Raw genomic sequence first — 26,356 nt, 5'->3', positions numbered from 1 at the left:
AATGGGAAATAATACGTAAAGGATATAAATTTTTTAAATCGCAGAAAACGCCCAAAAAATGCCTTGATACCAAGATATCACTTTGCCCCCAGCGATATATTCAGCGTTAACTGCTAACAGACTAACCAATTTCTCCCGCAAAGTCAGTGTCAGCTTGAAAAATTCACCGATCAGCTCTCCTTTCCTACCGGTATAAAACTAAGTTCCACTGCAGCTTCCCTGCTGACACAGGCTGAACCTGGCATAATTGAATCAAACTGACACTAGCGCCGCGCCCTTGCTAAGCTGTATAATATTCGGATCTCCCGTAAATCCGGGGCAACCTTTCGTTTTCACCTTTTGGATACTTAGCAAATGACCGCACGCGGAAATCTATTTATCGTATCGGCACCCAGTGGTGCGGGTAAGTCCTCACTGATATCGGCACTACTGAAAGATAAGCCGACTGACAAGCAAGTTTCTGTGTCTCACACCACACGCCAACCGCGCCCAGGTGAGGTGAATGGCCAACACTACCATTTTGTTACGGTCGAAGAGTTCAAGGCATTAATTGAGGAAAACGCATTTTTCGAGTGGGCCGAAGTATTCGGTAACTACTATGGCACCTCCCGTAAGGTGATCGAACAGACCCTTAATGAAGGTATCGATGTATTTCTCGATATCGACTGGCAAGGTGCTCAGCAAGTCAAGAAGTTGATGCCTGAGGCAATAGGAGTGTTTATCTTACCTCCTTCGAGAGCCGAATTAGAGCGGCGCCTAACAGGGCGAGGTCAGGATAGCGACGAGATCATCGCCGGTCGCATGGCTCAGGCAGCAGCTGAAATTTCACATTATGGTGAATACGATTTCATCATAATTAATGATGATTTTGATACGGCCCTGGCCGATTTAATCGCCATTATTCGCAGTCAGCGCCTAACTGGTGCTGGCCAAATTCATGCTCAAAATGATATGATTAAAGATCTGTTGGCAGACTAACTGTCATCGTGTACAATTTTGCGTCATTTTTTCATCCTAACACTGGAGTTTCAACACATGGCTCGCGTAACTGTAGAAGACGCCGTAGAACAAATCGGCAACCGTTTTGATATGATCCTGGTTGCAGCGCGTCGTGCTCGCCAAATCGCTGTGCAGGGTAAAGACCCTATGGTTGAAGAAGAGAACGACAAGCCAACGGTTATCGCTCTTCGCGAAATCGAACTAGGTTTAGTCACTGCCGATACTTTGGACGCCGATGAGCGCCAAACTGTCCGTGAACGTGAAGCAGCTGAAATTGCTGCTGTTGCTGCGATTGCCGAAGGTCGTAACAACGTAATATAAGGAGTACAGCCACTTGTATCTGTTTGAAGGTCTCAAGGAGTCTGCATCGGGTTATTTAGAACCTGACCAGGTAGAATTACTCAAGCAGGCCTATCAGGTGGCGCGTGATGCCCATGAAGGCCAAATGCGCACAAGTGGTGAACCCTATATCACACACCCGGTTGCGGTAGCCCGCATCCTGGCCGATATGCGTCTCGATCATGAGACGCTTATGGCCGCCCTCCTGCACGACACCATTGAAGACACCCCGGTCACCAAAGAGGAACTCGCTGAACTATTCAGTGAATCCATCGCTGAGCTGGTCGAAGGCGTCTCCAAACTCGATAAGCTAAAGTTCCGCGATAAGAAAGAGGCTCAGGCCGAAAACTTCCGCAAGATGATGATGGCAATGACTCAGGATATTCGGGTCATCCTGATAAAATTAGCCGATCGCACTCACAATATGCGCACACTAGGAGCACTCAGGCCCGATAAGCGTCGCCGTATTGCCAGAGAAACCCTCGAAATTTATGCCCCCATAGCGAATCGTCTCGGTATTCACAATATCAAGATCGAGCTTGAAGACTTAGGTTTTCAAGCCTATTACCCTATGCGTTATCGCGTACTTAAAGAGGTGGTGAAGGCAGCCAGAGGCAACCGTAAAGAGCTTATTCAAAGCATCGAGGCCGCTGTTCGCACTCGCTTGGAAGACACAGGTCTAGAAGGCACCGTAAAGGGCCGTGAAAAGAACCTCTACTCCATCTATAACAAGATGCGTAGCAAGGAGCTGCAATTCCAGGAGGTGATGGATATCTACGCCTTCCGTGTGATTGTCGACTCCATCGACACCTGTTATCGCGTCATGGGTGCCATGCACGGGCTGTATAAGCCCCGCCCGGGACGTTTCAAAGATTATATCGCTATCCCTAAAGCCAACGGTTATCAGTCACTTCATACTTCACTGTTTGGCCCCCACGGCGTACCGGTTGAGATCCAGATCCGTACCGAAGATATGGACCAGATGGCCGATAAAGGGGTAGCGGCGCACTGGATATATAAGAAGGGCAGCGAGGGTGAACAGGGGACGACGACTCAGGTTCGTGCCCGTAAGTGGATGCAGAGCTTGCTGGAACTGCAGCAAAGCGCCAGTACCTCTTTCGAATTCGTCGAAAACTTCAAAACAGAGCTGTTCCCGGAAGAGATCTATGTCTTTACACCCGAAGGCCGGATTCTTGAGCTTCCTGTCGGTGCGACACCGGTCGATTTTGCCTATGAAGTTCATACCGATGTAGGTAATACCTGTGTCGGTGCCCGGGTGAATCGTCAGGCCTATCCACTGAGCCAGCCACTTATTTCAGGCCAGACCGTAGAGATCATTACGGCTAAGGGTGCCAGACCTAACGCCGCCTGGTTGAACTTCGTTGTTACGGGTAAGGCTCGCGCTAAGATCCGCCAGATATTGAAGAGCCTCAAAGAGGATGATGCGGTCGCTTTGGGTAAACGCCTGTTGAACCACGCTCTGGGTGAGACTAAGTTAGACAACATCTCCGCCGAACAGATAGACAGCGTAGTCAGTGACACCAAACATAACACCTTAGATGAACTGCTGGCCGATATCGGCTTAGGCAACGCCATGAGCATAGTGATCGCCCAACGACTCCGTGGCGATCAGGTAGAGCATCACGAAGATAAAGACTCGGCCATGATGCCGATCCGTGGTGCCGAGGGAATGCTGGTAACTTTTGCCAACTGCTGTCGTCCGATACCCGGCGATGCCGTTATCGCCCACGTCAGCCCGGGGAAAGGGCTAGTGGTACATATGGAGAGCTGTGCCAATATTCGTGGGTATCAAGGCGAGCCGGATAAGTATATTCCGGTCCAGTGGGACAGCGCAGAGGGCGTTGAATATCAAGCCAACCTGCGAATTGAGATAGTGAATCATCAAGGCGCGCTGGCAAAGATCACCTCGATTGTTGCCGCCGAAGGTGCCAACATCCACAACCTGAGCACCGAAGAGAGGGATGGCAGAGTATTCCTCATCAATCTGCGCGTTTCGGTCAGAGACAGGATCCACTTAGCCAACGTAATGCGCCGCATCAGGGTATTGCCAGAAGTGCTACGCACATCCCGTAATCGCTAAGCATGGTAGTCATTAAGTTTTGTAAGCGTTAAATTCCTCATCGATAGTTAGTTAACAAAACAGAGAGAGTGTTATGGCAGAAAAAATCATCATCGCCACAGATAAAGCTCCACAAGCGATCGGTACCTATTCTCAAGCCGTAAGAGTCGGCAGCACCGTCTATCTTTCGGGCCAGATCCCGCTGAACCCTGAAAGTATGCAGATGGTCAGCGATGAGTTCGAAGCACAGGTAGTTCAGGTATTTGAAAACCTTACCGCAGTATGTGAAGCGGCAGGCGGCTCACTGAGCGATATCGTCAAGCTCAACATCTTTATGACCGACCTGAGCAACTTCGCAACCGTTAATGAGATCATGGAGCGTTACTTCTCTCAGCCTTACCCTGCTCGCGCCGCAATCGGGGTTAAGCAGTTACCAAAGGATTCCTTGGTTGAGATGGATGGGGTCATGGAGATCTAATCTCGCTCTCCCCTCTACCTGGGCGCTGCGGCGCCCTTTTGTTTTTTACTATTCACAAAGAAGTTAGCCATGAGTCCAGAACGCTTTGCACGCATCAATCAGATGCTAGACAACCGCCAGCCGGATCTGACCCTCTGTCTCGATAAGGTCCATAAAACCAATAATATCGCCGCAGTCGTTCGTACGGCCGATGCCGTGGGGATCCACCAAATTCATGCGGTCTGGCCGGATATTGAGATGCGAGTTTCGGGTAATACAGCCTCGGGCAGCCAGCAATGGGTTAAAACCGTCAAACATAATCATATGGATGAGGCTAAAGCTGAGTTTCGTGCCCAGGGAATGCAGATACTGGCAACCAACTTTTCTGAAAATGCGGTAGATTTTCGCGAAATAGACTATACGCGTCCCACAGCCATCATCTTAGGTAATGAGCGTGATGGAGTCAGCCCGGAGGGGATCGCCGCTGCCGATCAACATATCATCATCCCTATGATAGGCATGGTGCAATCACTCAATGTCTCGGTCGCCTCGGCGCTTATCATGTATGAGGCGCAGCGTCAGAGACAAGTTGCCGGAATGTATGGCCAACGCAGACTCGATGAAGCCTATTGCCAGATAAAACTATTCGAGCAGGGGCACCCCATCTACGCTAAGGCTTGTCGCCGCAAGGATATCCCCTATCCTAAGGTAGATGAACAGGGGCAAATCGTTGCCGATGCCCACTGGTGGGAAAGGATGCGAACACCACTCCCCGAGCCGGTAGAGTAAGCCTATTTTCATCTCTGTTAAAGGGTCGTTCCGGCACAAGCGAGCGCCCCTTGCAGAGACAAACTCCAGCCATATAATTCCTTTCTCCCTCAATTCCTCTTTAAGTTTTCATCTTCCAACTATTTATTCTCCAAAGAATTTGTCATAGATCACATTTTTCGCCATACTCAAAGACGTAGCCGCACAGATATCGAACACTAATAAAAAGAACAGCTCTGTTTGGTTTGATTTTAACAATAATAATTATGGAATCGCTGATGGAATCGACAATTAAAACCCCTGTAGAGATGCTAGCCCACTGGGTCGACAAGCTCGGTAACAAAACCTATCTGAGACAACCTATCAATGGTCAGTATAAAGATTTTAGCTGGCTGGATGTGCAGCAGAAGATGCAGCAGATCGCCGGAGCACTCAGGCATCTGGGATTGAAGCCCGGCGATAAGATCGCCGTGTTATCGAAGAACTGTGCCGAATGGTTTATTACCGATCTGGCACTGATGCACGGCGGATACATCAGCGTCCCCATCTACCCTACCGCCAATGCAGACACCATACGTTATGTGCTGGAGCACAGCGAAGCGAAAGCCATTTTCATCGGTAAGCTGGATTACTGGGCCGATCAGGAAGCCGGTGTTGGCGGCGATATCCTGAGGATGGCAATGCCCTACGACACCATGCCGGCCCAATACCAGTGGGACAGTTTGCTCGAAATGGGCCAGCCTCTGGTCGATGTGCCGTTCGCGACGCCGGATCAGGTCATGACCCTCATCTATACCTCGGGCTCCACGGGCAAGCCTAAGGGTGCGATACAGACCTTCGCCAGCTACGGCTGGACCTGTAAGGCGGTGGTGCGGGATCTAAAGACGGATGTCGAAGACAGGTTGATCTCCTATCTGCCACTTGCCCATATTACCGAACGTGTTGCGATGGAAGGCTCCTCATTTTATTCGGGCAGCAGTGTCGCCTTCGTCGAGAGCCTCGACAGCTTCGTCGCCGATGTTCAGCGTGCAAGGCCCACTGTCTTCTTCTCTGTCCCGCGGCTCTGGAGTCTGTTTCAGCAGAACATCATTGAAAAGGTCGGCTATAAGAAACTTAACTTCCTGCTCAAGGTTCCTATCCTCAGCAACATAGTGAAGCGGAAGATCCATGAAGGTTTAGGTTTAGAGCACTGCCACCTTTTGGGGTCGGGCTCGGCGCCTATTCCACCTTCGCTGATCGCCTGGTATCACAAGATTGGACTCAATATCAGTGAAGCCTGGGGCATGACTGAGAACAGTGCCTACTCGATCATCAACTTCCCCTTCGATCCCGAAAAGATTGGGACCGTCGGCCGCGCCATTGAAGGGTGTGACATTAAACAAGCCGAGTCCGGTGAGCTGCTGGTTAAGAGCCCCGGGTTGATGACGGGTTACTATAAGCAACCCGAGGTAACCGCAGCCAGTTTCGATCCCGATGGCTTCTTCCATACCGGCGATCTATGTGAAATCGACAAAGATGGCTGTGTCACCATCACCGGGCGAGTCAAAGATAACTTCAAGACCTCAAAAGGAAAATATGTCGCTCCTGTGCCTATCGAGCGCAAACTTGCCCAGGATCCCCATATAGAGCTGCTCTGCGTCATAGGTTCTGGCCTGCCTCACCCTATCGCACTGGTACAGCTCTCAGAGGGTGCTTCGCTGCAGCCAAGAGAGGAGGTACGTACCTCCCTGAAGGCCACGATGGACAGCATCAACCCTAATCTGGAGTCCCATGAGACCTTAGATGCGATCGTAGTCGTCGCTGAAGCCTGGGATGTCGATAATGACGTGTTAACACCGACACTGAAGATAAAACGTCATGTTCTGGAAGCACGTTTCAGCGAAAAAGTTGACGGCCTCCGTGGAGGCAAAGTTCGCTGGGAGGAGGAGCTGTAACCTCCAGGAGCAACGGCTTCGAATCTACTTCAATCAAAGCATGTCTCAGGGCATGCTTTTTTTTGCTTCGCCATCAGAGATCGTTAACGAAATTTAATCCATTTACTGCTTATTTTGATTGCCAGTCCGGGCAAAATACTTATGCTAGCCACCCTGAAATTATCCTGGTGAAAAGCATGCTCATTTTACTGTCAATTATCGGCGGTTTTGTAATATTAACACTCGGTGCCGAGGCTCTGGTTAGAGGTGCGAGTGCTATCGCGCTCAGATTAGGCATCGCCCCCCTGGTTATCGGCTTGACCATAGTTGCATTCGGTACCAGTGCGCCTGAGCTGGCCGTCAGTTTAAAGTCCGCACTCGCAGGCAACAGTGGTATCGCCCTGGGCAATGTCATAGGCTCAAACATCGCCAACATAGGTCTCATTCTGGCGGTGACAGCCTTAATCAGGCCCATCCAGGTACAGTCTCAGATGGTAAGACGGGACATTCCTGTCATGATTGTCGCCTCGATACTTTTTTGGGGACTACTGCTCGATGGCAAGCTTAGTTTGTTCGATGGCGCCCTGCTAACCACGCTACTGTTCGCCTATCTTGGCTTCAACTACATAAGTTCAAAGAGCGCCGGAAACAATGAAGAGGTCGATACGCGTCCCCAGCACCCGCTGCTGTCATTGCTGCTTGTGGTCACAGGCATAGCCATGTTGGTTGGAGGCGGAATCCTGTTTGTCGATGGCGCCGTCGAATTAGCTAAAACCTTAGGTATCGACGAGGTGATCATAGGGCTGACCATAGTTGCAATAGGCACAAGCATGCCGGAACTTGTCACCTCGGTCGTGGCAGCCAGAAAGGGGGAGAGCGATATCGCCATAGGCAATATTGTCGGCTCTAACATGTTCAATATCTTAGGTATATTGGGGATCACGGCACTCATACACCCCATTGCCGCCGGAGGCGTACAAGTTTTAGATCTGGTGGTGATGCTGATATTGGCACTACTCACCCTGCCCTTTGCCAGATCCGGATTCAGAATCGGACGCCGGGAAGGCGGTATCCTATTGGCAGGATATATCTCCTACATCGGTTATCTGGTGACTCAGGCTTTAGCTTAGTCTTCACCCTCCTTCTCAAAAGCCACCACGACTTGCGGTGGCTTACAAAGGAACATTGAAAGTGACATTTGTCATAGTGATCTGATGACCTTTGTGCCTGCCAATATCTCAGCCAATTACCCATACTGATCCCATACCCCATAAATGGAAATTAAAGGAGATCGATATGAAAACTGCAATACTGCTCACCACCATGTCGCTGTTCACACAAATGGTTAACGCTAACGAGATCCCGGCTATCGACAGCGCTTCTAATACGATGAACATAGCGGCCCTGCAAAGCCTGAGTCAACAGACACAGGGTTACGAGCTGGCCTATGCGAACTATCGCCTGGCTATCACAGCCAACATATTAGGCCAGCGGACATTGGCGAAATCTGCACTCTCGACGGCACAATCAACCCTGGAAGAGCTGGACGATTCTGAAGCCCTTGCCCTGCTTGCCTCAGTGTATGGCATGCAGATAGGCATAGACAATATCCGGGGAGCCAGTTTAGGACCTAAGCAGTCCCAGGCTCTCACTCAGGCGGAGGCACTCTCCCCCTCGAATCCCAGAGTCGCGTTAGTAAAAGCTATCTCTGCGTTTAATACCCCTGTGGCCTTTGGTGGTAGTATGAAAAATGCGATAGAGTTAAGCAGCAGAGCAATAGCCCTTTACGGCGAACCTTGCCATGAGGTCTGTTGGGGGCATGCAGAAGCCTATACCTGGCGAGGGCTGGCTAAGCAAAACAGTGGTGACACTCAAGGCGCACTCGCCGACTGGCAGTCGGCCATTAAGATCCAGCCCGATTACTCCTGGGCAAACTTTTTGCTGAAACAAAACAATCTAACCCACTAGTTGAAATGTTCCGCTTGGCCAGTTCAAAGAGCCAAGCGGTTCCCACAGGGAATTAATGCAATGAAGAGCACAGAGTTGATGCCGGGAACCTGCGGTAAAACCACCGAAGATAAGCTTGCCTGGATCTATTTGGTTAACCTGGTTTTCTATTTTATCCCGATGTTTCTTACCGAGATGCCGCTATGGGAGATAGGGGTAAGCTTACTGATCCTGCCCCCTTTTATTTACTGTTATTTTTGGGCCCACCGCAGCTCGAAAGTGAAAGCCGTTTACCCTATTCTCGCCATGATAGCCCTAGGTGCGCTGATCACTCCGATCAATGCCGGATCACTGGCGCTTTTCACGTTCGCCGGCTTCTTTATCGGTTTCTATTACTCCCTCAGAACAGCCTTTTTCGGCCTGCTGGCTTTACTAACGCTGCTCACTACACTCTCATTACTCCTTGGGATCAATCATTATTTCTTCGTTCTCTATGGCGGCTTTCTCGTCTTAGGGGTGGGTCTGTTTGGCGTGGCCGAACGGAAACGAGTCGAGGCTAAATGTCGTCAGCAGCAGAGTGAGGCGGAGATAAGCCAACTGGCAACCATGTTAGAGCGGGAGCGTATCGGCAGGGATCTTCACGATATCATGGGGCACAATCTTTCGAGTATCTCACTCAAGGCGGAACTGGCGGAAAAACTCTTGGCTAAAGATGAGCTTGAGCAGGCGAGGATTCAGTTGAGAGAGCTAAACGAGATCGCGCGCGATAGTTTAAGTCAGATACGTCAAACGGTCTCAGACTATAAACATAAGGGACTATCGGCCAGCGTGATGCAGCTATGTCAGACTCTCAGAGATAAAGGGCTGAGCGTCAGTCTCGAGGGCGACCTCCCAATCCTGCCATCAACTCTGGAATCTCAACTGATACTGAGCATTACGGAGCTGTGTAATAACGTCATCCGTCACAGCCAGGCCAGCCACTGTGTTATAACATTTGAGCGGTTAACCGATGAGATCAATATCTCAGTCACCGATAACGGTACGCCACAAAGCGTCACCGAGGGAAATGGATTGAGTGGAATAAGAGAGCGTTTGAGTGAGTTTCAGGGCAAGCTTGATTACAGCCTCGAAAAGCATTGTCGTTTTACCATCACCCTGCCAGTACCTGAAGAACAAGCGCTAGAGCCCAGAGCTCAAAAACTAGTATCCGGAGTGCAAAACTGATGAATATTTTACTCGCCGAAGATCAGGCTATGGTCAGAGGTGCACTCGCGGCGTTGCTGAGCCTTGATGGCGAGTTTGAGGTAACCCAGGCCTGTGATGGCGACGAGGCCCTATCACTTCTGAAAAAAGACACATTCGATCTGCTGCTTACCGATATAGAGATGCCGGGACTGACAGGGCTTGAACTAGCCCAATGGTGTCAAAAGCAAGATAGTCCAATTAAAGTCATCATACTCACGACATTTGGCAGAGCAGGATACATAAAGCGAGCCATCGAATCCGGTGTCGGCGGTTTCCTGCTCAAAGACGCCCCATCTGATAGCCTGATACATGGAATAAGGCAGGTGATGGCGGGAAAACGTGTCATAGACCCAGAACTCGCCATCATGGCCATAGGAGAAAGCGATCCCCTCAACGATAAGGAACGAAAAGCACTGCGGCTCGCCAGTGAGGGGCGCTCTACAGCCGAGATAGCAACTGCACTGTTTATCGCCGAAGGCACAGTGCGGAACTATCTTTCTGAAGCTATAAGTAAACTTCATGCATCAAACCGAATCGATGCTGCGCGGATCGCGCGGAAAAAAGGCTGGTTATAAACCAACAGGGACTTCGTCAGACTCCGGGAAATTTGCACCTGAGCTTAAACAGTAATACCTACCATAGGATTGCCATCACACGTTTATCTGATAGTATATGTATATAAATACAGTAATTGAGTGTGTTATAAGCGACAATACTCAATTAATCAGATTGGTATTGTGAGTGAAGAGACTAGATCTTGTTCCCGTAACAGAGCTCAAAGGCGTTGCCAAGAAGATGGCTGAACGTTTGGCTAAGCTCGGCATCCAAACGGTACAAGATCTGCTGTTTCACCTCCCCCTGCGCTATGAAGATCGCACTCAGATCTACCCCATAGCCTCACTCTATCCCGGCAGCTACGGCACTATCGAAGCCGTTATTCAATCCAGTCAGATTATCCAGGGCCGTAAACGCATGCTGACCTGTACCGTCAGAGATGACACAGCCAGCCTCACATTGAGGTTTTTCAACTTCTCTGTCGCGCAGAAAAACGGTTTACAAAATGGCGCAACCATTCGCGCCTATGGCGAAATTCGCCGCGGAAAACATCAGGCAGAGATCATTCATCCCGAATATAAGCTGCTGCATGACAGCAGCGATCTGGCGCTCAGTGACACCTTAACCCCCGTCTATCCGACAACCGAAGGACTCAAGCAGGCCAGTTGGATAAAGCTGACAGATCAAGCCCTGGCTCTGCTCGAAGAGGGGGGCCTGCAGGAGCTGATCCCACCTGAGCTGCAGCCTAACAATTTGAGTCTGAAAGAAGCCCTTCAGCTGCTACATCGCCCGCATACCGGTGTCGCCCTGTTCGAGCTTGAGCAGGGCACTCACCCCGCCCAACAGAGGTTAATTCAGGAGGAGCTGCTGGCTCACAACCTGAGTATGTTGAAGCTGCGTCAACGCAGCAACCGGGACCAGGCCGTGTCGATGCCGGCATCGGGGCAACTGCTCAACCCATTTTTGCAGTCACTGCCCTTTAAGCCCACCGGAGCGCAGCAGAGAGTCGGCACCGATATCTCGACGGATCTGGAACAGCCCTTCCCTATGATGCGTCTGGTTCAGGGGGATGTTGGCTCCGGCAAAACCTTAGTTGCGGCCCTGGCCGCACTACAGGCAATAGAAAACGGTTATCAGGTCGCCATGATGGCTCCGACAGAGCTACTTGCGGAGCAACACGCCGAGAACTTCTCTCAATGGTTTGAGCCTCTGGGACTAAAGGTTGGCTGGCTAGCGGGCAAATTAAAGGGCAAGGCGAGAGCTCAGTCTCTGGCCGATATAGAGAGCGGTGAAGCCCATATGGTGATAGGTACCCACGCCATATTTCAGGAACAAGTCATCTTCAATAAGCTGGCTCTGATCATCATAGATGAGCAGCACAGATTTGGTGTGCATCAACGTCTGGGGCTGAGAGAGAAAGGGATAACCCAAGGATTTCACCCCCATCAACTGATCATGACCGCGACCCCAATCCCACGTACATTAGCCATGACGGCGTATGCAGATTTAGATACTTCGGTTATCGATGAACTGCCGCCCGGGCGTACGCCGGTTGCAACTGTGGCCGTATCCGATGCCAGACGCAGTGAGGTGATAGAGAGGGTCAGGCAAGCCGCCATTAACCAGGGGCGACAGGCCTATTGGGTCTGCACCTTAATCGAAGAGTCTGAGGTACTCGAATGTCAGGCCGCCGAAGATACCGCAGAAGAGCTGAGGCAGGTACTCGCCGATCTCAAGGTTGGTCTTGTTCATGGCCGCATGAAACCGGCCGAGAAGCAAGCGATCATGGCCGAGTTCAAGGCCGGAAACCTTAACCTGTTAGTCGCAACTACGGTTATCGAAGTGGGGGTCGATGTTCCCAACGCCAGCCTGATGATCATCGAAAACCCGGAGCGATTGGGCTTAGCTCAACTACACCAGCTAAGAGGCCGCGTCGGCCGTGGCGCCGTGGCGAGCCATTGCGTACTAATGTATAAGGCGCCGCTCTCGCCAAGTGCCACGAAACGATTGGGCGTACTCAGAGACAGCAACGATGGCTTTATCATAGCTCAAAAAGATCTTGAGATCAGAGGCCCGGGCGAGGTGCTGGGCACCAAGCAGACCGGCATCGCCGATATGAAAATTGCCGATCTCATCAGAGATCAGGCCCTGATCCCCCATATTCAGAAACTCGCCGTTCACCTCATGCAGCAAGCACCTGATAATGTAGACGGCATAGTGCAACGTTGGCTGGGTGACAGGGAGCAATTTGTTCAAGCCTAAGGGCCAGAATGCCGCATCACGCTTGTTTTCAGATTAATTATTTTTTATTTCAGCCCACTCCCCTAGACAAGACCGCTGAATTTTGCAGAATGGAGTAATACCACATATATCGCTTTGGTATCAGCCCTCCGTAATCGAGTCGAACTTTCAAAGGATGTTAAATGCAAGTTAGTCAAGAAGATAGAATTGCGCCGCAGGAGAAGTCTGCCGGTGCCAATACCATAGCAATAGTGGCCCTTGCCGTTGTGGTTCTCATCAGTGGAGGAGCTTACTACTATTTCAGCGACGATCAGGAGCCACTACCGGAGCAGAGACCAGTCGTCGAAGTGCCCGATGTGATCCCGCAAGAGCCTATTGTTACCATCGCCGATATCCCGGAGCCGGTCATTGAGCCAGTAGTTGAACCGGAGGTGGTGCCGGAAGATACACCGCAGCCTCAAGTCGAGCCTCTGCCTGTACTGGGAGAGAGCGACGGTTTCGTGCATAAGAAGACGATTGAGATGGCTGACGGCATGGCGATAGCGCCCATGCTGGTCGAAAAAGATCTGGTCAGGCATTTTGTCGTATTTGTCGACAACCTGGCCCAGGGAGAGCTGGCGCGTAAGGTCAGTCCGCTAAAGGGGCCCGACAGAGTGTTTACCGTCTCGGAGATCACCAATAAAACTTACCTGAACCCTGACAGCTACCACAGGTATGATCTTTACGCCGACTTCGTCGCCAACTTAGATGATGCACAGCTTGCTGCCACCTATAAAGAGTTAACCCCCCTGTTAACTGAGGCATTTGAGGAGCTGGGTTATGGTGATATGAGCTTTAACGAGCGTATGCTCGAAGCCATCGACATCATGCTGGCGGCACCAATTATCGAGCAGGCCATAGAGCTCGATGGCGTCAGCGTAAATTATCAATTTGTCGATCCTGAGCTCGAAGCCCTCCCCAACGCGCAAAAACTGTTAGTGCGCATGGGGCCAGAAAACAGCAAGAAGATCAAAGCGGCGCTGCGCAGGCTGAAAAAACACTTAGCCGATTAACCGCCATAACTAAAGCTATCAAATATCACCCGCAGTACTTGCCGCTGCGGGTTTTAACAACGCCTCACGCCCCTCTCCTGTCAGATAGATACTCACAACAGCTGTAACCCAAATCGCTTCATCATATGCAGGAACCTGGTGTAGAATAGATCGGATGTGGCAGTTGTCTTGCCAGTCTGAACATTAGAGTTTTCTCAAGTGTTACTCGTTATGGATAACCCGGACTTAAACGTCATATCAGAGGCAAAACGGTGCAGTTAATATTTACAATTTGTTCCTGGGGAGCCTGGTCACCTCTATACCAACAGGCCGATGATTGGAAGAGTTGGCAAGATGTACAGTTAGCCCCGAGTTCAGAGCTCCCCTCAGCGCCTAAATTGACCCAGGTGCCCGCCATGCAACGCAGACGTTACAGCGCTCTCACCAAGATGCAGCTCGAAGTCGCCTTTCAGTGCGATGCGCCACAGCAGTGCCGTACTATCTTCAGCTCCAGGCATGGAGAGTTGAGTCGCACCTTAGGACTGCTGGATAACATCGTAGAGCGGGAGCCACTATCGCCGACTGCATTTAGCCAGTCTGTCCACAATACCGCCAGTGGTATCTACACAATTCTGAAAGGTAATCGTGCCGCCTCAACATCGATTGCGGCAGGTGAAGAGACACTCTATCAGGCTCTGATTGAGGCTTATGCCCAACTCAAACAGGATCCGACTCCTCTCCTGCTGGTCTTCGGCGATGAACCGGTTCCGGAGGTGTATAGTCAATTTACCGATGAGTCCGAGTTGCCGGTAGCCATGGGTTTCCTTCTGACTCTGCCGACACAGGGAGCTCAGGGAGCTAAGCTCACCATAGATGGCTCTCCTTCGACAAGAAACTTAAGTTATGGAGAGCTACTCCACGCCCTGGCGACAAAGCAGCCCCTGAGCGGCAACTTTTTCAAGCAACATTGGCAGTTAAGTTTTGGATAGCTCACCGTCGGAAAGGCTCACTGGCCTCGCCTACATCCCCAGATGGCTGGGGGGAGTAGGTTGCTATATCGCCTTTGGTCTGGGAGGGCTCTTAACTTCCCTGACAATTCTCCCGCTCCTCAGGTTTTGGCCGGGCACAAGAGAGCAGAGGGTCAGCCGGGTTCAGCGAGCCGTACACCTCATGTTTCGTGGTTTTGTACGTATGCTAACCGGTGCGGGAGTCATAGATGTTACGGCTATTAATGTTGAGCGCCTGAGCGGGGCTAGAGGTAAGGTCGTGGTTATGAACCATCCTACTCTGGTCGATGTCGTGGTGCTGATAAGCTTGATGCCAAATGCCGGCTGTATCGTAAAGCAGGGGATATGGCGCAACCCATTTATGCGGGGTGTGGTTGCCTGCGCCGGTTACATCCCCAACCGTGGTGCGGAGTTACTCCTTTTTGACTGTAAACAGGTCCTGGACAGCGGAACTAATTTAATTATCTTCCCTGAAGGGACACGCACGGTTCTCGGCAGTGTTATTAATGACTTTGCCAGGGGAGCTGCCAATATAGCCCTGAGAACCAAAACAGATATCTTACCCGTCGTGCTTCATACCAATGCCTCCGGTTTAACCAAGCAGGAAGCCTGGTATCAAATTCCCCGCCGCACCATAGGGATGCGTATCGAAGTAGGCGAAACTATCGCTCACATAAAGTATGATACACAGGCCGGTGGTGATGCTAAAATGGCACGCTTACTTACACGGGATCTTGAAGATCACTTTAGAAAAGAACTTGAATAAATTATGAGCTTACATAACGAAATTAAACAGTTAATCATAGATTGCTTAGATCTTGAAGATGTCGGTATCGAAGACATTGAAACCGATGCAGCACTATTTGGAGAGGGCTTAGGGTTAGACTCCATCGATGCGCTGGAGCTGGGCTTAGCGATCAAAAAGAGATTCGATGTAAAGATCGAAGCCAACTCCGAGGCGACAAAAGCACACTTTTATAGTGTGTCCAGCCTTGCCAACTTCATCGAGTCGCAGCGAGCTTAGGAGAGATTATGAAAACCCGTGAACAAATTCTCGAAGCCCTGACTCAGATTTTAGTCGATGAGTTCGAGATCGATGCCGAGGATATCACACTCGAAGCGTCCCTCTATCAGGAGTTAGATCTGGACAGCATCGATGCCGTGGATCTGGTCATCAAGTTACAACAGATGACAGGCAAGAAGATCAAGCCTGAAGAGTTTAAAGCCGTACGAACAGTCGATGATGTGGTCACCGCCATCGAGGGGCTGACTAAAGGCTGATGCGTTTATTTTTACAAATAGTCACCAGTCTCCTATTACTTGGCTATCCTTTAGCCGTTTATTTTGGACTCAACTATTTGCCGGCAGGCTCCATCGCCATGGTCCTCTGCCTGTTTTTAATCTTGCGTTTGTTGGTACAAAAACAGCAGGTAAAGTCGATGGTTTTGCCTCTGCTGGTCGGTATCGGATTAACCGCAGGGAGCTTTATCGCTAAACGGCACGATTGGTTGCTTTACTATCCCGTGGTGATCAACCTGAGTATGCTGTTTCTGTTCGGTTACTCACTCAAATCGGGACCGAGTATGATTGAACGACTCGCCCGATTGAAAGAGCCGGAACTCCCCGATGAAGCGATCCCTTATCTACAAAGAGTCACGCTCGTCTGGTGTGGCTTATTTGTTTTCAATGGCGCAGTAGCCCTGTATACCGCCCTCTACTCCAGTTTGGAGATATGGACGCTATACAATGGACTGATCGCATACCTGCTCATAGGGTCGCTACTTGGTGGCGAGTGGTTGTATAGAACTATTTGGTTAAAAAAGTCATGACAGAGTTATTAAAATCCTGGTTATCCAAGGGGCCATCGAGCCAGCAACTTATCAGCTTCAATCACCATGATATCGTTACCGGTGCGGCCTTCACGAGTCAGGTTGTCAATGTCCACCAGCAACTACTCCTGTCACCATCCAAGCGCTGGTTGCTGGCATGTGAAAGCAGCGACCTGTTTGCAGTGGGCTTATGTGCGGCACTCCTTGCCGGCAAGGAGGTGATCCTGCCCTCAAACACTCAGGCTGGCACCCTGAGTGAGATAACTCATGAGTTCGATGGCGTGATTTCTGACGTTCCCTTGTGTGAAGGGAAATCCTTCATCATGTTGAAAAGAGACCTGCACGAAAACAATAACCTCTGGCCGGAGTGCGATAGTTACGGAGAACTCGTTCTCTTTACATCGGGAAGCAGTGGTCACCCCAAGGCTGTATGCAAGACAGTGGAGCAGTTAGATGCCGAAGTCAGCATTCTCGAAAATACCTTTGCCAAACACCTGCCGCAATGCAGTGTGATATCGACGGTTTCGCATCAACACATCTATGGACTCCTGTTCAAGATCCTCTGGCCGCTAGCCGCCAGCCGTCCCTTCTTGAGCGATATTGTTGAATATCCGGAGACCCTGACCTATTACACCAGTCTATTCCCGAACCTATGCCTGATCAGTAGTCCGGCACAACTGTCCCGTCTTCCGGAGTCATTGGATAACGAACGCCAGCTAAGATCACCAAGCCTGGTTTTCAGCTCCGGTGGGCCGCTTAACTTCGAGGCGGCACAGGGTATCAAGCAATGTTACGGACACCAGCCCATCGAGGTGTTCGGCAGCACAGAAACCGGCGGAATCGCCTATCGACGTCAGACTCAAAGAGAGCAGCCATGGCGTGTCTTCGACAGCATAAAGATCCGCAGGGATGAAAAAGATGGCGCACTGCAACTAAAATCCCCCTACCTTGAAGACGATAACTGGTTAAGATGCGAAGATAAGATCGAAATTACCAATCCCGGAGAGTTCCAGTTACAGGGCCGCCTGGACAGAGTTGTCAAAATCGAAGAGAAACGACTCTCCTTGGTACAGATGGAAGCCCTGCTTGAAACTCACCCTCTGATCAACCAGGCGGCACTGGTTGTTCTTGAGCAACCACGCACTCAACTTGGTGCGGTTATCGAGCTATCAGCCCAAGGGAGAGAGAGGCTGGACGCCGAGGGGAAACTCGGCCTCAATAACTTGTTAAAAGCCCACCTGCTGACTCAGTTTGAACGTGTCACGCTGCCAAGGCGATGGCGCTACCCTGAAGCTATGCCCGTTAATCCACAGGGGAAGAGATTAGCCAAACAACTAGCCGAGTTATTCGATCATGATTAAATCTGTGCTACCAAGAGTCCTTTCGAAGGAGAGCAAAGAGGATGCTGTAGAGTGGCGTCTGTTTATCGATGAAGAGTTACCTTTTTTTAACGGTCACTTTCCTCAGCAGGCCGTACTTCCCGGTGTGACCCAATTGGACTGGGCCATTCGTCTGGGCTGCGAACATTTCGACTACCCGGTTGAAGTTGCCACATTAGAGGTCCTGAAGTTTCAGCAGCTTATGCTACCAAATTCAGAGGTGACACTCGCCATCTCCCAAAATGCCGCCAAAACCAAGCTTATCTTCAGTTATTTTGATGATGAGAAGCGCTTCGCATCGGGCCGGATCTTACTCACTCCCTCATCCGGAGAGGTCAACTGATGAAGCTCGCATTAGTGATTCCGAACTACAACCATCAGGTTGCGATAGCGCAGACCCTGGAATCACTGGCTCAATTCGCGCTCCCCTGCTATCTGGTCAATGACGGTAGCGATGATGAGACCCGACACCTGTTAATCGCTCTCGCCGAAAAATACGCCTGGGTCACCCTACTACATCACCCGTTTAACCGAGGCAAAGGGGCTGCCGTCACCACCGGCCTGCGGGAGGCTTTTAACGACGGTTACACTCATGCACTACAGGTCGATGCCGACGGTCAACATAATCTGGATGATATCCCGGCCATGATAGCCAAGGCCGAGAAGAACCCTAAGGCCTTGATCTCCGGCCTGCCGCAATATGACGAATCTGTGCCTAAGAGCCGATTCTACGCACGCTACCTCACCCACTTCTGGGTATGGATTGAAACCCTGAGTTTCGACATACAAGACTCCATGTGCGGCTTTAGGGTTTACCCCCTTGCAGCCACCGAAAAGCTCTTCCTCAACCAAGCCTTAGGCGAGCGAATGGATTTCGACATAGAGATCTTAGTCCGCCTGCACTGGGCCGGCACAGAGGTCATCCATCTACCGACAAAGGTGATCTACCCAGAAGGTGGCATCAGCCACTTTCAGGGATTATGGGATAACCTGCGCATTTCGGGCATGCATACCCGGCTTTTTTTCGGCATGCTGAAACGTCTGCCCCAAAGGCTCTTCAGAAGCAACCGGGATGCTCATTGGTCCTCAATCTCAGAGCGCGGCAGCTATTGGGGAATAAAGTTGCTGGCAGCCAGCTATAAACTGGGCGGACACTGGCTCTGCCGTCTTATCATGTACCCCGTTATATTCTATTTCTTCCTGACGGGACACACAGCCAGAGAGGCCTCTCTCACATTCCTCAAGCAGGTCAAGAGCTATGATCCCGAGCAGCCGCAGCTGCAAGGCAAGATTGGCTGGCGTCATAGCCTCAAACACTTCCTTGCCTTCGGAAATGCGGCCTTAGATCGTATCGATGCCTGGTGTGATCGTATCCACCTGAGCCAGGTCGACTTTCCCAATCGCGCCCTCCTTGCCGATCGGCTCGAAGCCGGTCAAGGCGCAGTATTACTCGTCTCTCATCTGGGAAACCTTGAGTTATGTCGCGCCATCTCCGTTCACCAGAAGCGAGTCAAGGTGAACGTCATGGTGCTAACGCAAAATGCGGAAAACTTTAACCGTGTCTTAAAGCAACTCAACCCGGACAGTGCACTTAACCTCATTCAGGTTACTGACTTAGGCCCGACAACCTCAATGTTACTGCAACAGAAGATAGAAGCGGGTGAGCTGGTCGTTATCGCCGGAGACAGAACTTCGTCCAATACCCAGGGGCGGGTGATCTACGCTCCCTTCATGGGAAAGCAAGCCCCCTTCCCTCAGGGTCCCTTTATTCTTGCAGGGCTACTCGACTGCCCAGTATATTTAATGTTTTGCCTGCGTGAACAGGGTCGCTACAGGGTTCATCTGGAAACCTTCTCAAATACACTCAAGGGACCGAGAGCCGGCCGAATGCAAAGACTTGAGGATGCAGTAAATAGTTACAGCTCACGACTCGAATATTATGCGCGGCGCGAACCGCTGCAATGGTTTAATTTTTTTGATTTTTGGCGAAAAGACAGTGACACCCAACGAGCCAATTCTCAGGGTAAAGACAGGACAGATAAATAGATGACTCAGACTAATCAATCAAACAAAAGCGAGATGATTGTTCATTTTGGTCACAGGGCCCTATCCCTGGAAGATGTCGTTGCGATAGCCAAGGGCGCTAAAGCAAAATTAAAAGCGAGCTCCGAGTATCAAACCTATATTCAGAAGGGGGCTGACTTTATCGACAGCCTGCTAAACGAAGAGGGGGTGGTCTATGGCGTCACAACGGGCTATGGCGACTCCTGCACGGTTACCGTTGGTATGGATCTTGTGCATGAACTTCCCCTGCACCTCACACGGTTTCACGGTTGTGGCTTAGGCGAAATTCTCTCTCCCATGCAGGCCCGCGCCGTGATGGCTTGCCGCCTGAGCTCACTCGCAATCGGAAAATCCGGCGTGAGCTACGAGTTACTACAGAGAATTGAAACCCTGCTTAACCTCGATATCACCCCGGTGATCCCTGAGGAGGGTTCTGTGGGGGCCAGTGGCGATCTGACTCCACTCTCCTACCTGGCCGCCGTGCTCGTGGGAGAGCGGGATGTCATCTATGAAGGTGTTCGCCAGCCCACGGTCGACGTGTATGCCAAACTCAACATAACACCACTGAAGCTGCGTCCGAAAGAGGGGTTAGCCCTGATGAACGGCACAGCCGTTATGACGGCTCTGGCGTGTTTGGCCTATGACAGGGCTCAATACCTGAGCAGGCTTGCGAGTCGCATCACCGCAATGGCGTCGCTCACTCTTAAAGGCAACTCGAACCACTTCGATGATATCCTCTTCGATGCTAAACCCCACCCGGGGCAAAACCAGATAGCCGCCTGGATCCGAAAAGACCTCAATCATCATGAACACCCAAGAAACTCGGACAGGCTGCAGGACAGATACTCTATCCGCTGTGCACCGCATATTATCGGTGTACTACAAGATGCGCTGCCATTCATGCGTCAATTTATCGAAACCGAGCTAAACAGCGCCAACGATAACCCTATCGTCGACGCAGAGGGCGAGCACATTCTTCATGGCGGTCACTTCTATGGCGGGCACATAGCCTTTGTGATGGACTCGATGAAAAATACCGTGGCCAATATTGCCGATCTGCTCGATCGTCAGATAGCTCTGGTGATGGATCCTAAGTTCAATAATGGCCTTCCCGCTAACCTATCCGGTTCGACTGGCTCCAGGCGCGCGATTAACCATGGATTCAAGGCGGTACAGATTGGTGTATCCGCCTGGACTGCCGAGGCATTGAAAAACACCATGCCGGCCAGCGTATTTTCCCGCTCTACAGAGTGCCATAACCAGGACAAGGTCAGCATGGGAACCATAGCAGCACGAGACTGCATGCGTGTGCTCCAGTTGACGGAGCAGGTTGCCGCAGCCGCACTCTTAGCCATGACCCAGGGGATCAACTTACGTGTGTCGCAAGGGGAGCTTTGCCACTCATCGCTGACACCATCTATCTCCAGGACACTGGAGCAGGTCAAGACCGATTTCGAGCTGCTGACCGAAGACAGACCCCTGGAACCTGTGCTGAGGCAGACGGTAGAGAAGATCCAGCAAGGGTCATGGGAAGTGTGTTCATGAAAGCACTCTTAACCACCGAGATTGAGATCTTGATCCCCTTTCATGATGTCGACTCCATGGGGATCACCTGGCATGGCAACTATTTACGTTATTTTGAGATAGTGCGCTGCCAGCTGCTGGATGAGATCCAGTACGGTTACCGGGAGATGCAAGCCTCAGGATACTCCTGGCCTATTGTCGATCTACAGATAAAGTATGTACAGCCCAGCACGTTCGAGCAAAAGGTGAAGGTTATCGCCTCGCTGGTAGAGTGGGAGAACCGTCTCAAGATCAACTATCAGGTCAGGGATCTTGCCACTAACCAAAGACTCACCAAAGGCTATACGATACAAGCCGCCGTTGATGCAGAGAGCAAGGAGCTATGCTTCGTGACGCCTGATATCTTCAGGAAGAAAATCGCACACCTGATACCGGAAGACACCGCCCAAGGCCCTACTTCCCCGAAGGGAGATGGGCAATGATACCGGGAGTGAGCACATTTAACAGGCGGCTCGCTTCGGCTTTGCTGCGAGGGCCAGGCATATTTGGTTTGCTCCTGCTGATAAGCATCAGCGTACCCAGCAGCTATGGGGCACAATCTGCCAGTTATGACGCTCTTTTTGAATCAATAGCTGACAATGAACGGCTGCAGACATTAACCGAACGACTCATGATAGGCAGGACTGCCAGCGGAGATTTTACTCAGTACCGAACCCTCAAGGTGCTGAAGCACCCCTTAATAAGCCATGGGCGCTTTATTTTTGATTCCCGGCTCGGCCTGGTATGGCAACAGGCTCAGCCCTTCGAAACGACCCTGATACTGAGAGAGGGTGAGCTGATCCAGATCGACAGTGCGGGACGAGAGCAGGTATCACGGGCCGATTCGGCTCAGGGAGCCGCCAGCCTGGCGCAAACCATGCCTAAGTTACTCTCGGCACTGCTCAGTGGCAACCTGAGCCAGCTGAGTGAGCACTTTCATCTGTATCTCAAGGCCGGTGACACAGGCGAAGAGCCACGAGAGGAGTCTGAGTTTTGGCAACTGGGCTTAATCCCCAAAGATCCCCTGCTCCTCAAGGCTATCCCTAAAATGATATTAGAGGGTGCCATACAGGTATCGGCCCTTACCCTGCTGAGTAACAACGGAGACAGAAGCAGAATTGAATTTGAGCAGATTAGTAAGGCCCCGCTCAGTGAAGAGCAGCTAGCGTTACTGTCGGGTAAGCAAGGTTCACCTGAACGGCCCGAGCACGATGACGTTTCACAGCCGGAAGTTCAGCCCGAAACTGAGCCGGAACGTTATCCATGATAGATAAGCTGGCACTGAGGTTGAGTCGATGCCCGGCGAGGCTCAAATTTGCCCTCTGGGTCATATTGCTGTGTCTAACCAGCCTGACAGGCATACAGCTTTGGCAAGGCGGCGCTAAGGTCCAAAGCGATATCTTAGCCATGTTGCCCAAACTGCAGGAGGATCCGTTAACGGAAATCGCTCTCGCGAGGGTCGAAGAGCAGCTGGCGAACACAGTCTATATCGCACTGCTCGCAGAAGATGAGACTCAGGCTATCACGGCTGCTAACACCTTGATGGAGAGCCTTGTATCAGACAGTCGGGGCGCATTTTTTGATATCAGAAGTGCCGACCTTAATCAGGCTCAGGCGCTAAATCATTTCTATTTCAATCACAGGTTTAATTTACTCACCCAGGCTCAGTCAAGCGCCCTCTCATCGGGCAGGATAGACGAGCTTATCGGACAGGCTCAACTTCAGCTCTACAACGCCTTCGGCTACGCTAACAGCAGCTTAATCGCTAACGACCCACTGCTGCTTTATCCGGACAATCTGCAGGCACTCGCACCGAAACAGAGATTGCAGGTACAACAGGGAGTACTGCTGGGGCAATGGTCTCCCGGTGACAGTGGCAATAATTCAAAACCTGTGACTAAGACAGCAGCGATAGTGATGGCCAAAGGCTCAGGCAGCGCCTTTAACCCCAACACTCAAGCCCTGCAGATGTCGGTGCTACAAAAGGCATTCGAGGCGGTCGAGTCTCAAAACGAACGAATTGAGGTTCTCAGGGCCGGCGCCCTGTTTCATGCCAGCGCCGCGACCAAAAGCGCCAAAAATGAGGTCACCACCCTGGGGCTTGCCTCCCTTATCGGCGTAAGCTTACTCGTCTGGCTCGCCTTTCGTTCAGTCATGCCACTGGCCATAGCAATATTAACCATATCCACCAGCCTGCTCACTGCAGTGGTGATGACACTGTTTTTCTTCTCAGAGCTTCATCTGCTGACCTTAGTATTTGGTACCAGCCTGATAGGCGTCGCCATCGACTATAACTTTCACTTCTACTGCGAACGACTGGCCCAGGCTAAAAGAGGGGCCAACGAGGTAATTAAGCAGATATTTCCTGCGATCACACTGGCGCTACTCACCAGCGTATTGGCTTACTCCGGAATAGGCCTCGCTCCCTTCCCGGGGATGCAGCAGGTAGCGGTGTTCTGCGCCGCGGGGCTGTTAGGCGCCTACATCACCCTGAATCTGGCCTACCCTCTACTCGCCTCAGGTCCGCTTCCTTCGGGTGAAAAGCCCCTGAATATGGCGGCGGCATACCTGGATAATGTAAATTTTATATCCCGCACTCTGAATATAAAAACCGGCCTGGCTCTGCTTCTAATCTTTGTCCCCCTTGCCACACTAGGCCTGCAGCGATTAACCAGTGATGACGATATTCGCAACCTGCAGCAGAGTCCGCTGTCGGTAATACAGGAGGAGAACCAACTGAGAGGCATCCTCAGCGGCGGAACCGATAATCAATTCCTGCTAGTTAGCGGCGAAAGCGAGGAGCAGTTACTGCAGCACCTGGAATTACTCTCACCAAGACTAAACAGTGCTGTCGAAGAGGGCTTGATTGGTAATGCTATTAGCCTGAGCAGCTATCTTCCAAGCAGGAGTCAACAGGAGAGTAACTACCGCTTACAGGGGCTCATATATCAGCAGAACCTGCCCCTTATCATCGATAAGCTCGGCCTGGATGACTCCCTGAGTTCATCTCTCTCCCAAGCCTATCAAGAAGCAGAAGAGATCTATATAGATGCAGACTCTTTTATAAACTCAGATGCCGGTAAGTTGTTTAAGCCACTATGGATAACCCCCTCCCCCGGGCAGGAGAGGTACGGAGCCATAGTATTGCTCGGCGGGATCACCGGGTTAGATAAGCTGGAAGCGGTTATGGCTGATCTCCCCTATGTTCAGCTGATTGATAAGGTCGGTGAGATCTCCCATCTGATGGGCCAGTATCGTCAATTAACTCTCTGGCTCCTGGCTCTGGCCATGGCAGTAGCGGCGGTGATCTTCAGCACTCGCTTCGGGGTTAAGCTGGCAGCATTCGTCGTCGCCGTTCCGGCACTTTCGGCGGTGTTGACACTGTCACTGCTTGGACTGATTGGTGCGCCTCTCACCCTGTTTCATGCTCTTGCTCTCATTCTGATATTTGGGATCGGCGTCGATTACAGCCTGTTTTTTGCCGAATCAAAACAGCAGAGTCGAGGCGTGATGATGGCGGTCTTTATGTCTGCCACATCTACCATTTTAGCCTTTGGACTACTCGCATTCAGCAGTACCCCGGCCATACATAACTTTGGGCTGACTCTCCTGTTGGGGATCGGCTTCACATTTGTGTTATCCCCCTTTATTCAAACTTTCACAAGGACTGTTAAGTGATGCCAGCCTCCTCATCTACACCGACGACAGATATTGATGTCATTATCATTGGTGCCGGGCCATCGGGCAGCATTGCCGCCAGCCTCCTTCATCAACAGGGCAAGCGTGTTATCGTCATCGAGAAGCAACATTTCCCGCGCTTCTCCATCGGCGAAAGTTTACTGCCTTGCTGTATGCAAACCCTCGAAGAGGCAAATATGCTCGAAACCGTTAACCAGGCAGGTTTTCAGTTCAAAAACGGCGCGGCTTTTCGCTTTAGAGAGAAGTACACAGACTTCGACTTCACCGACAAGTTCACAGCGGGTCACGGGACAACCTTTCAGGTTGAGCGTGCAGGTTTCGATAAACTATTGGCCGATACCGCGATAAGCCAGGGTGTAGAGATTCGCTACGGGGAAGCGGTTAAGGCGGTCGACCTGAGCGGGAAGCCTAAGTTAACGGTAACCGATGCCAACGGCGAGGAGTACCGGCTCGAGGCGGAGTATCTATTGGATGCCAGCGGATTTGGCCGTGTACTTCCAAGATTGCTCGGACTGGAGAAGCCATCGACGCTAGCCAACCGCAGTGCCATTTTTACCCACATTAAGGATAATATCGGCAGTAAAGAGGTCGATGGCAGACCCTTAGACCGCGATAAAATATTGATCAGCGTTCACCCTCAAAACAGGGATATCTGGTATTGGTTGATTCCGCTGAGCTCCGACAGATGTTCTATAGGCGTCGTGGGAGAGCCCCGGCTTCTTGGCGATTCGGACCTCAACCTGAAGCAGCGTCTGTTTGACATGGTCAGTCAGGAACCCGGCCTGAAGAAGCTATTGGCTGACGCCGAAGTCCTTCGTGAGTGTGCCGAGCTTAAAGGCTACTCCGCCAATGTCACTACCCTGGCCACCGACAAATTTGCCCTGCTGGGCAATGCCGGCGAGTTCCTCGATCCCGTCTTCTCCTCCGGTGTTACCATCGCGATGCAATCAGCCTCAATGGCAACTAAATGTGTAGTAAGGCAGCTCAATGGTGAAAAGGTCGATTGGCAGGGCGAATACGCCCGCCCCTTGATGCTGGGGGTCGATACCTTCCGTACCTATGTTGAGGCCTGGTATGATGGCCGTTTTCAGGACGTCATCTTCTATGATGCTCCCGATAACAAGATCAAGCAGATGGTCTGTTCAATTCTGGCAGGCTATGCATGGGATGAGGCCAACCCCTTAGTCGCAGAGTCCGAGAAAAGGCTCAACCTTATCGTCGAGCTTTGCCGCTGATGGCT

General features: G+C 51.2%; 25 protein-coding genes. All 25 read left to right on the top strand.

The window, feature by feature from the left end:
- Nucleotides 1-354 precede the first annotated feature (354 nt).
- The 25 genes from gmk to Q1B47_RS14545 all read left to right on the top strand — a co-directional run bounded on the left by gmk (nucleotide 355) and on the right by Q1B47_RS14545 (nucleotide 26,351).
- Entirely contained in the window at nucleotides 355-978 is a 624-nt protein-coding gene (gene gmk, locus Q1B47_RS14665) for a guanylate kinase (protein ID WP_299795094.1), read from the top strand.
- Nucleotides 979-1,035: 57 nt separating this feature from the next.
- Nucleotides 1,036-1,320 carry a DNA-directed RNA polymerase subunit omega gene (gene rpoZ, locus Q1B47_RS14660; RefSeq protein WP_012327157.1) on the top strand — a complete coding sequence of 95 codons (285 nt, stop codon included), beginning with the start codon at nucleotides 1,036-1,038 and terminating at the stop codon, nucleotides 1,318-1,320.
- A 13-nt stretch (nucleotides 1,321-1,333) separates the two neighbouring features.
- Nucleotides 1,334-3,439 (top strand): bifunctional GTP diphosphokinase/guanosine-3',5'-bis pyrophosphate 3'-pyrophosphohydrolase, encoded by a 2,106-nt coding sequence (spoT, locus tag Q1B47_RS14655; RefSeq protein WP_299795087.1) that lies wholly within the window; start codon nucleotides 1,334-1,336, stop codon nucleotides 3,437-3,439.
- 73 nt (nucleotides 3,440-3,512) lie between these two features.
- Entirely contained in the window at nucleotides 3,513-3,896 is a 384-nt protein-coding gene (locus Q1B47_RS14650) for a RidA family protein (protein ID WP_299795085.1), read from the top strand.
- Between the two features lie 69 nt (nucleotides 3,897-3,965).
- Nucleotides 3,966-4,664, top strand: coding sequence for a tRNA (guanosine(18)-2'-O)-methyltransferase TrmH (gene trmH, locus Q1B47_RS14645; RefSeq protein ID WP_299795083.1), 699 nt, complete (start codon nucleotides 3,966-3,968; stop codon nucleotides 4,662-4,664).
- Nucleotides 4,665-4,921: 257 nt separating this feature from the next.
- Nucleotides 4,922-6,577: an AMP-binding protein gene (locus Q1B47_RS14640; protein WP_299795081.1), complete on the top strand. Its 1,656-nt coding sequence runs from the start codon at nucleotides 4,922-4,924 to the stop codon at nucleotides 6,575-6,577.
- Between the two features lie 176 nt (nucleotides 6,578-6,753).
- Complete coding sequence (locus Q1B47_RS14635) at nucleotides 6,754-7,686, top strand: calcium/sodium antiporter (protein ID WP_299795079.1); 933 nt, start codon at nucleotides 6,754-6,756, stop codon at nucleotides 7,684-7,686.
- 166 nt (nucleotides 7,687-7,852) lie between these two features.
- Nucleotides 7,853-8,524, top strand: coding sequence for a tetratricopeptide repeat protein (locus Q1B47_RS14630; RefSeq protein WP_299795077.1), 672 nt, complete (start codon nucleotides 7,853-7,855; stop codon nucleotides 8,522-8,524).
- Nucleotides 8,525-8,584: 60 nt separating this feature from the next.
- Nucleotides 8,585-9,727 (top strand): sensor histidine kinase, encoded by a 1,143-nt coding sequence (locus tag Q1B47_RS14625; protein WP_299795075.1) that lies wholly within the window; start codon nucleotides 8,585-8,587, stop codon nucleotides 9,725-9,727.
- The gene (locus Q1B47_RS14620; RefSeq protein ID WP_299795073.1) at nucleotides 9,727-10,323 is read left to right on the top strand and encodes a response regulator transcription factor; all 597 of its coding nucleotides are present in this window, start codon (nucleotides 9,727-9,729) and stop codon (nucleotides 10,321-10,323) included. Before Q1B47_RS14625 ends, Q1B47_RS14620 begins: the two co-directional genes overlap by 1 nt.
- A 166-nt stretch (nucleotides 10,324-10,489) precedes the next feature.
- Nucleotides 10,490-12,565 (top strand): ATP-dependent DNA helicase RecG, encoded by a 2,076-nt coding sequence (gene recG / locus Q1B47_RS14615; RefSeq protein ID WP_299795071.1) that lies wholly within the window; start codon nucleotides 10,490-10,492, stop codon nucleotides 12,563-12,565.
- A gap of 161 nt (nucleotides 12,566-12,726) precedes the next feature.
- On the top strand, nucleotides 12,727-13,596 hold the full coding sequence (locus Q1B47_RS14610) for a DUF3014 domain-containing protein (protein ID WP_299795069.1): 870 nt from the start codon (nucleotides 12,727-12,729) through the stop codon (nucleotides 13,594-13,596).
- A gap of 251 nt (nucleotides 13,597-13,847) precedes the next feature.
- Nucleotides 13,848-14,564, top strand: coding sequence for a beta-ketoacyl synthase chain length factor (locus Q1B47_RS14605; RefSeq protein ID WP_299795067.1), 717 nt, complete (start codon nucleotides 13,848-13,850; stop codon nucleotides 14,562-14,564).
- A complete protein-coding gene (locus Q1B47_RS14600; RefSeq protein ID WP_299795065.1) occupies nucleotides 14,557-15,348 on the top strand; it encodes a lysophospholipid acyltransferase family protein in 792 nt (263 codons plus the stop codon). Before Q1B47_RS14605 ends, Q1B47_RS14600 begins: the two co-directional genes overlap by 8 nt.
- Nucleotides 15,349-15,351: 3 nt before the next feature.
- Nucleotides 15,352-15,606 (top strand): phosphopantetheine-binding protein, encoded by a 255-nt coding sequence (locus Q1B47_RS14595; protein WP_299795063.1) that lies wholly within the window; start codon nucleotides 15,352-15,354, stop codon nucleotides 15,604-15,606.
- A gap of 8 nt (nucleotides 15,607-15,614) precedes the next feature.
- The gene (locus Q1B47_RS14590) at nucleotides 15,615-15,863 is read left to right on the top strand and encodes an acyl carrier protein (protein ID WP_299795061.1); all 249 of its coding nucleotides are present in this window, start codon (nucleotides 15,615-15,617) and stop codon (nucleotides 15,861-15,863) included.
- Entirely contained in the window at nucleotides 15,863-16,411 is a 549-nt protein-coding gene (locus Q1B47_RS14585) for a hypothetical protein (protein ID WP_299795059.1), read from the top strand. The genes Q1B47_RS14590 and Q1B47_RS14585 overlap by 1 nt, the downstream gene beginning before the upstream one ends.
- Complete coding sequence (locus Q1B47_RS14580; protein WP_299795057.1) at nucleotides 16,408-17,772, top strand: AMP-binding protein; 1,365 nt, start codon at nucleotides 16,408-16,410, stop codon at nucleotides 17,770-17,772. The genes Q1B47_RS14585 and Q1B47_RS14580 overlap by 4 nt, the downstream gene beginning before the upstream one ends.
- The gene (locus tag Q1B47_RS14575; RefSeq protein WP_299795055.1) at nucleotides 17,765-18,133 is read left to right on the top strand and encodes a thioester dehydrase; all 369 of its coding nucleotides are present in this window, start codon (nucleotides 17,765-17,767) and stop codon (nucleotides 18,131-18,133) included. The genes Q1B47_RS14580 and Q1B47_RS14575 overlap by 8 nt, the downstream gene beginning before the upstream one ends.
- Nucleotides 18,133-19,836 (top strand): glycosyltransferase family 2 protein, encoded by a 1,704-nt coding sequence (locus Q1B47_RS14570; RefSeq protein ID WP_299795053.1) that lies wholly within the window; start codon nucleotides 18,133-18,135, stop codon nucleotides 19,834-19,836. Before Q1B47_RS14575 ends, Q1B47_RS14570 begins: the two co-directional genes overlap by 1 nt.
- Nucleotides 19,837-21,399, top strand: a complete 1,563-nt coding sequence (locus tag Q1B47_RS14565) for a histidine ammonia-lyase (RefSeq protein WP_299795051.1) — start codon at nucleotides 19,837-19,839, stop codon at nucleotides 21,397-21,399.
- Nucleotides 21,396-21,860, top strand: a complete 465-nt coding sequence (locus Q1B47_RS14560) for an acyl-CoA thioesterase (RefSeq protein WP_299795049.1) — start codon at nucleotides 21,396-21,398, stop codon at nucleotides 21,858-21,860. The genes Q1B47_RS14565 and Q1B47_RS14560 overlap by 4 nt, the downstream gene beginning before the upstream one ends.
- Complete coding sequence (locus tag Q1B47_RS14555) at nucleotides 21,857-22,684, top strand: outer membrane lipoprotein carrier protein LolA (RefSeq protein ID WP_299795047.1); 828 nt, start codon at nucleotides 21,857-21,859, stop codon at nucleotides 22,682-22,684. Before Q1B47_RS14560 ends, Q1B47_RS14555 begins: the two co-directional genes overlap by 4 nt.
- Entirely contained in the window at nucleotides 22,681-25,095 is a 2,415-nt protein-coding gene (locus tag Q1B47_RS14550; RefSeq protein WP_299795045.1) for an MMPL family transporter, read from the top strand. Before Q1B47_RS14555 ends, Q1B47_RS14550 begins: the two co-directional genes overlap by 4 nt.
- Nucleotides 25,095-26,351 (top strand): NAD(P)/FAD-dependent oxidoreductase, encoded by a 1,257-nt coding sequence (locus Q1B47_RS14545; RefSeq protein ID WP_299795043.1) that lies wholly within the window; start codon nucleotides 25,095-25,097, stop codon nucleotides 26,349-26,351. Before Q1B47_RS14550 ends, Q1B47_RS14545 begins: the two co-directional genes overlap by 1 nt.
- Nucleotides 26,352-26,356 lie beyond the last annotated feature (5 nt).

The organism is uncultured Shewanella sp., assembly GCF_947501225.1.
GTDB lineage: Bacteria > Pseudomonadota > Gammaproteobacteria > Enterobacterales > Shewanellaceae > Shewanella.
Note: the sequence above shows the minus strand (reverse complement) of the source record. Positions and strands in the feature narration are given on the sequence as shown.

Excerpts from the sequence above, each read along its gene's own strand:
- gmk (WP_299795094.1), top strand. The coding sequence starts at position 355 with ATGACCGCACGCGGAAATCTATTTATCGTATCGGCACCCAGTGGTGCG.
- rpoZ (WP_012327157.1), top strand. The coding sequence starts at position 1,036 with ATGGCTCGCGTAACTGTAGAAGACGCCGTAGAACAAATCGGCAACCGT.
- Q1B47_RS14650 (WP_299795085.1), top strand. The coding sequence starts at position 3,513 with ATGGCAGAAAAAATCATCATCGCCACAGATAAAGCTCCACAAGCGATC.
- trmH (WP_299795083.1), top strand. The coding sequence starts at position 3,966 with ATGAGTCCAGAACGCTTTGCACGCATCAATCAGATGCTAGACAACCGC.
- Q1B47_RS14640 (WP_299795081.1), top strand. The coding sequence starts at position 4,922 with ATGGAATCGACAATTAAAACCCCTGTAGAGATGCTAGCCCACTGGGTC.
- Q1B47_RS14635 (WP_299795079.1), top strand. The coding sequence starts at position 6,754 with ATGCTCATTTTACTGTCAATTATCGGCGGTTTTGTAATATTAACACTC.
- Q1B47_RS14630 (WP_299795077.1), top strand. The coding sequence starts at position 7,853 with ATGAAAACTGCAATACTGCTCACCACCATGTCGCTGTTCACACAAATG.
- Q1B47_RS14625 (WP_299795075.1), top strand. The coding sequence starts at position 8,585 with ATGAAGAGCACAGAGTTGATGCCGGGAACCTGCGGTAAAACCACCGAA.
- Q1B47_RS14620 (WP_299795073.1), top strand. The coding sequence starts at position 9,727 with ATGAATATTTTACTCGCCGAAGATCAGGCTATGGTCAGAGGTGCACTC.
- Q1B47_RS14610 (WP_299795069.1), top strand. The coding sequence starts at position 12,727 with ATGCAAGTTAGTCAAGAAGATAGAATTGCGCCGCAGGAGAAGTCTGCC.
- Q1B47_RS14595 (WP_299795063.1), top strand. The coding sequence starts at position 15,352 with ATGAGCTTACATAACGAAATTAAACAGTTAATCATAGATTGCTTAGAT.
- Q1B47_RS14590 (WP_299795061.1), top strand. The coding sequence starts at position 15,615 with ATGAAAACCCGTGAACAAATTCTCGAAGCCCTGACTCAGATTTTAGTC.
- Q1B47_RS14585 (WP_299795059.1), top strand. The coding sequence starts at position 15,863 with ATGCGTTTATTTTTACAAATAGTCACCAGTCTCCTATTACTTGGCTAT.
- Q1B47_RS14580 (WP_299795057.1), top strand. The coding sequence starts at position 16,408 with ATGACAGAGTTATTAAAATCCTGGTTATCCAAGGGGCCATCGAGCCAG.
- Q1B47_RS14575 (WP_299795055.1), top strand. The coding sequence starts at position 17,765 with ATGATTAAATCTGTGCTACCAAGAGTCCTTTCGAAGGAGAGCAAAGAG.
- Q1B47_RS14570 (WP_299795053.1), top strand. The coding sequence starts at position 18,133 with ATGAAGCTCGCATTAGTGATTCCGAACTACAACCATCAGGTTGCGATA.
- Q1B47_RS14565 (WP_299795051.1), top strand. The coding sequence starts at position 19,837 with ATGACTCAGACTAATCAATCAAACAAAAGCGAGATGATTGTTCATTTT.
- Q1B47_RS14560 (WP_299795049.1), top strand. The coding sequence starts at position 21,396 with ATGAAAGCACTCTTAACCACCGAGATTGAGATCTTGATCCCCTTTCAT.
- Q1B47_RS14555 (WP_299795047.1), top strand. The coding sequence starts at position 21,857 with ATGATACCGGGAGTGAGCACATTTAACAGGCGGCTCGCTTCGGCTTTG.
- Q1B47_RS14550 (WP_299795045.1), top strand. The coding sequence starts at position 22,681 with ATGATAGATAAGCTGGCACTGAGGTTGAGTCGATGCCCGGCGAGGCTC.
- Q1B47_RS14545 (WP_299795043.1), top strand. The coding sequence starts at position 25,095 with ATGCCAGCCTCCTCATCTACACCGACGACAGATATTGATGTCATTATC.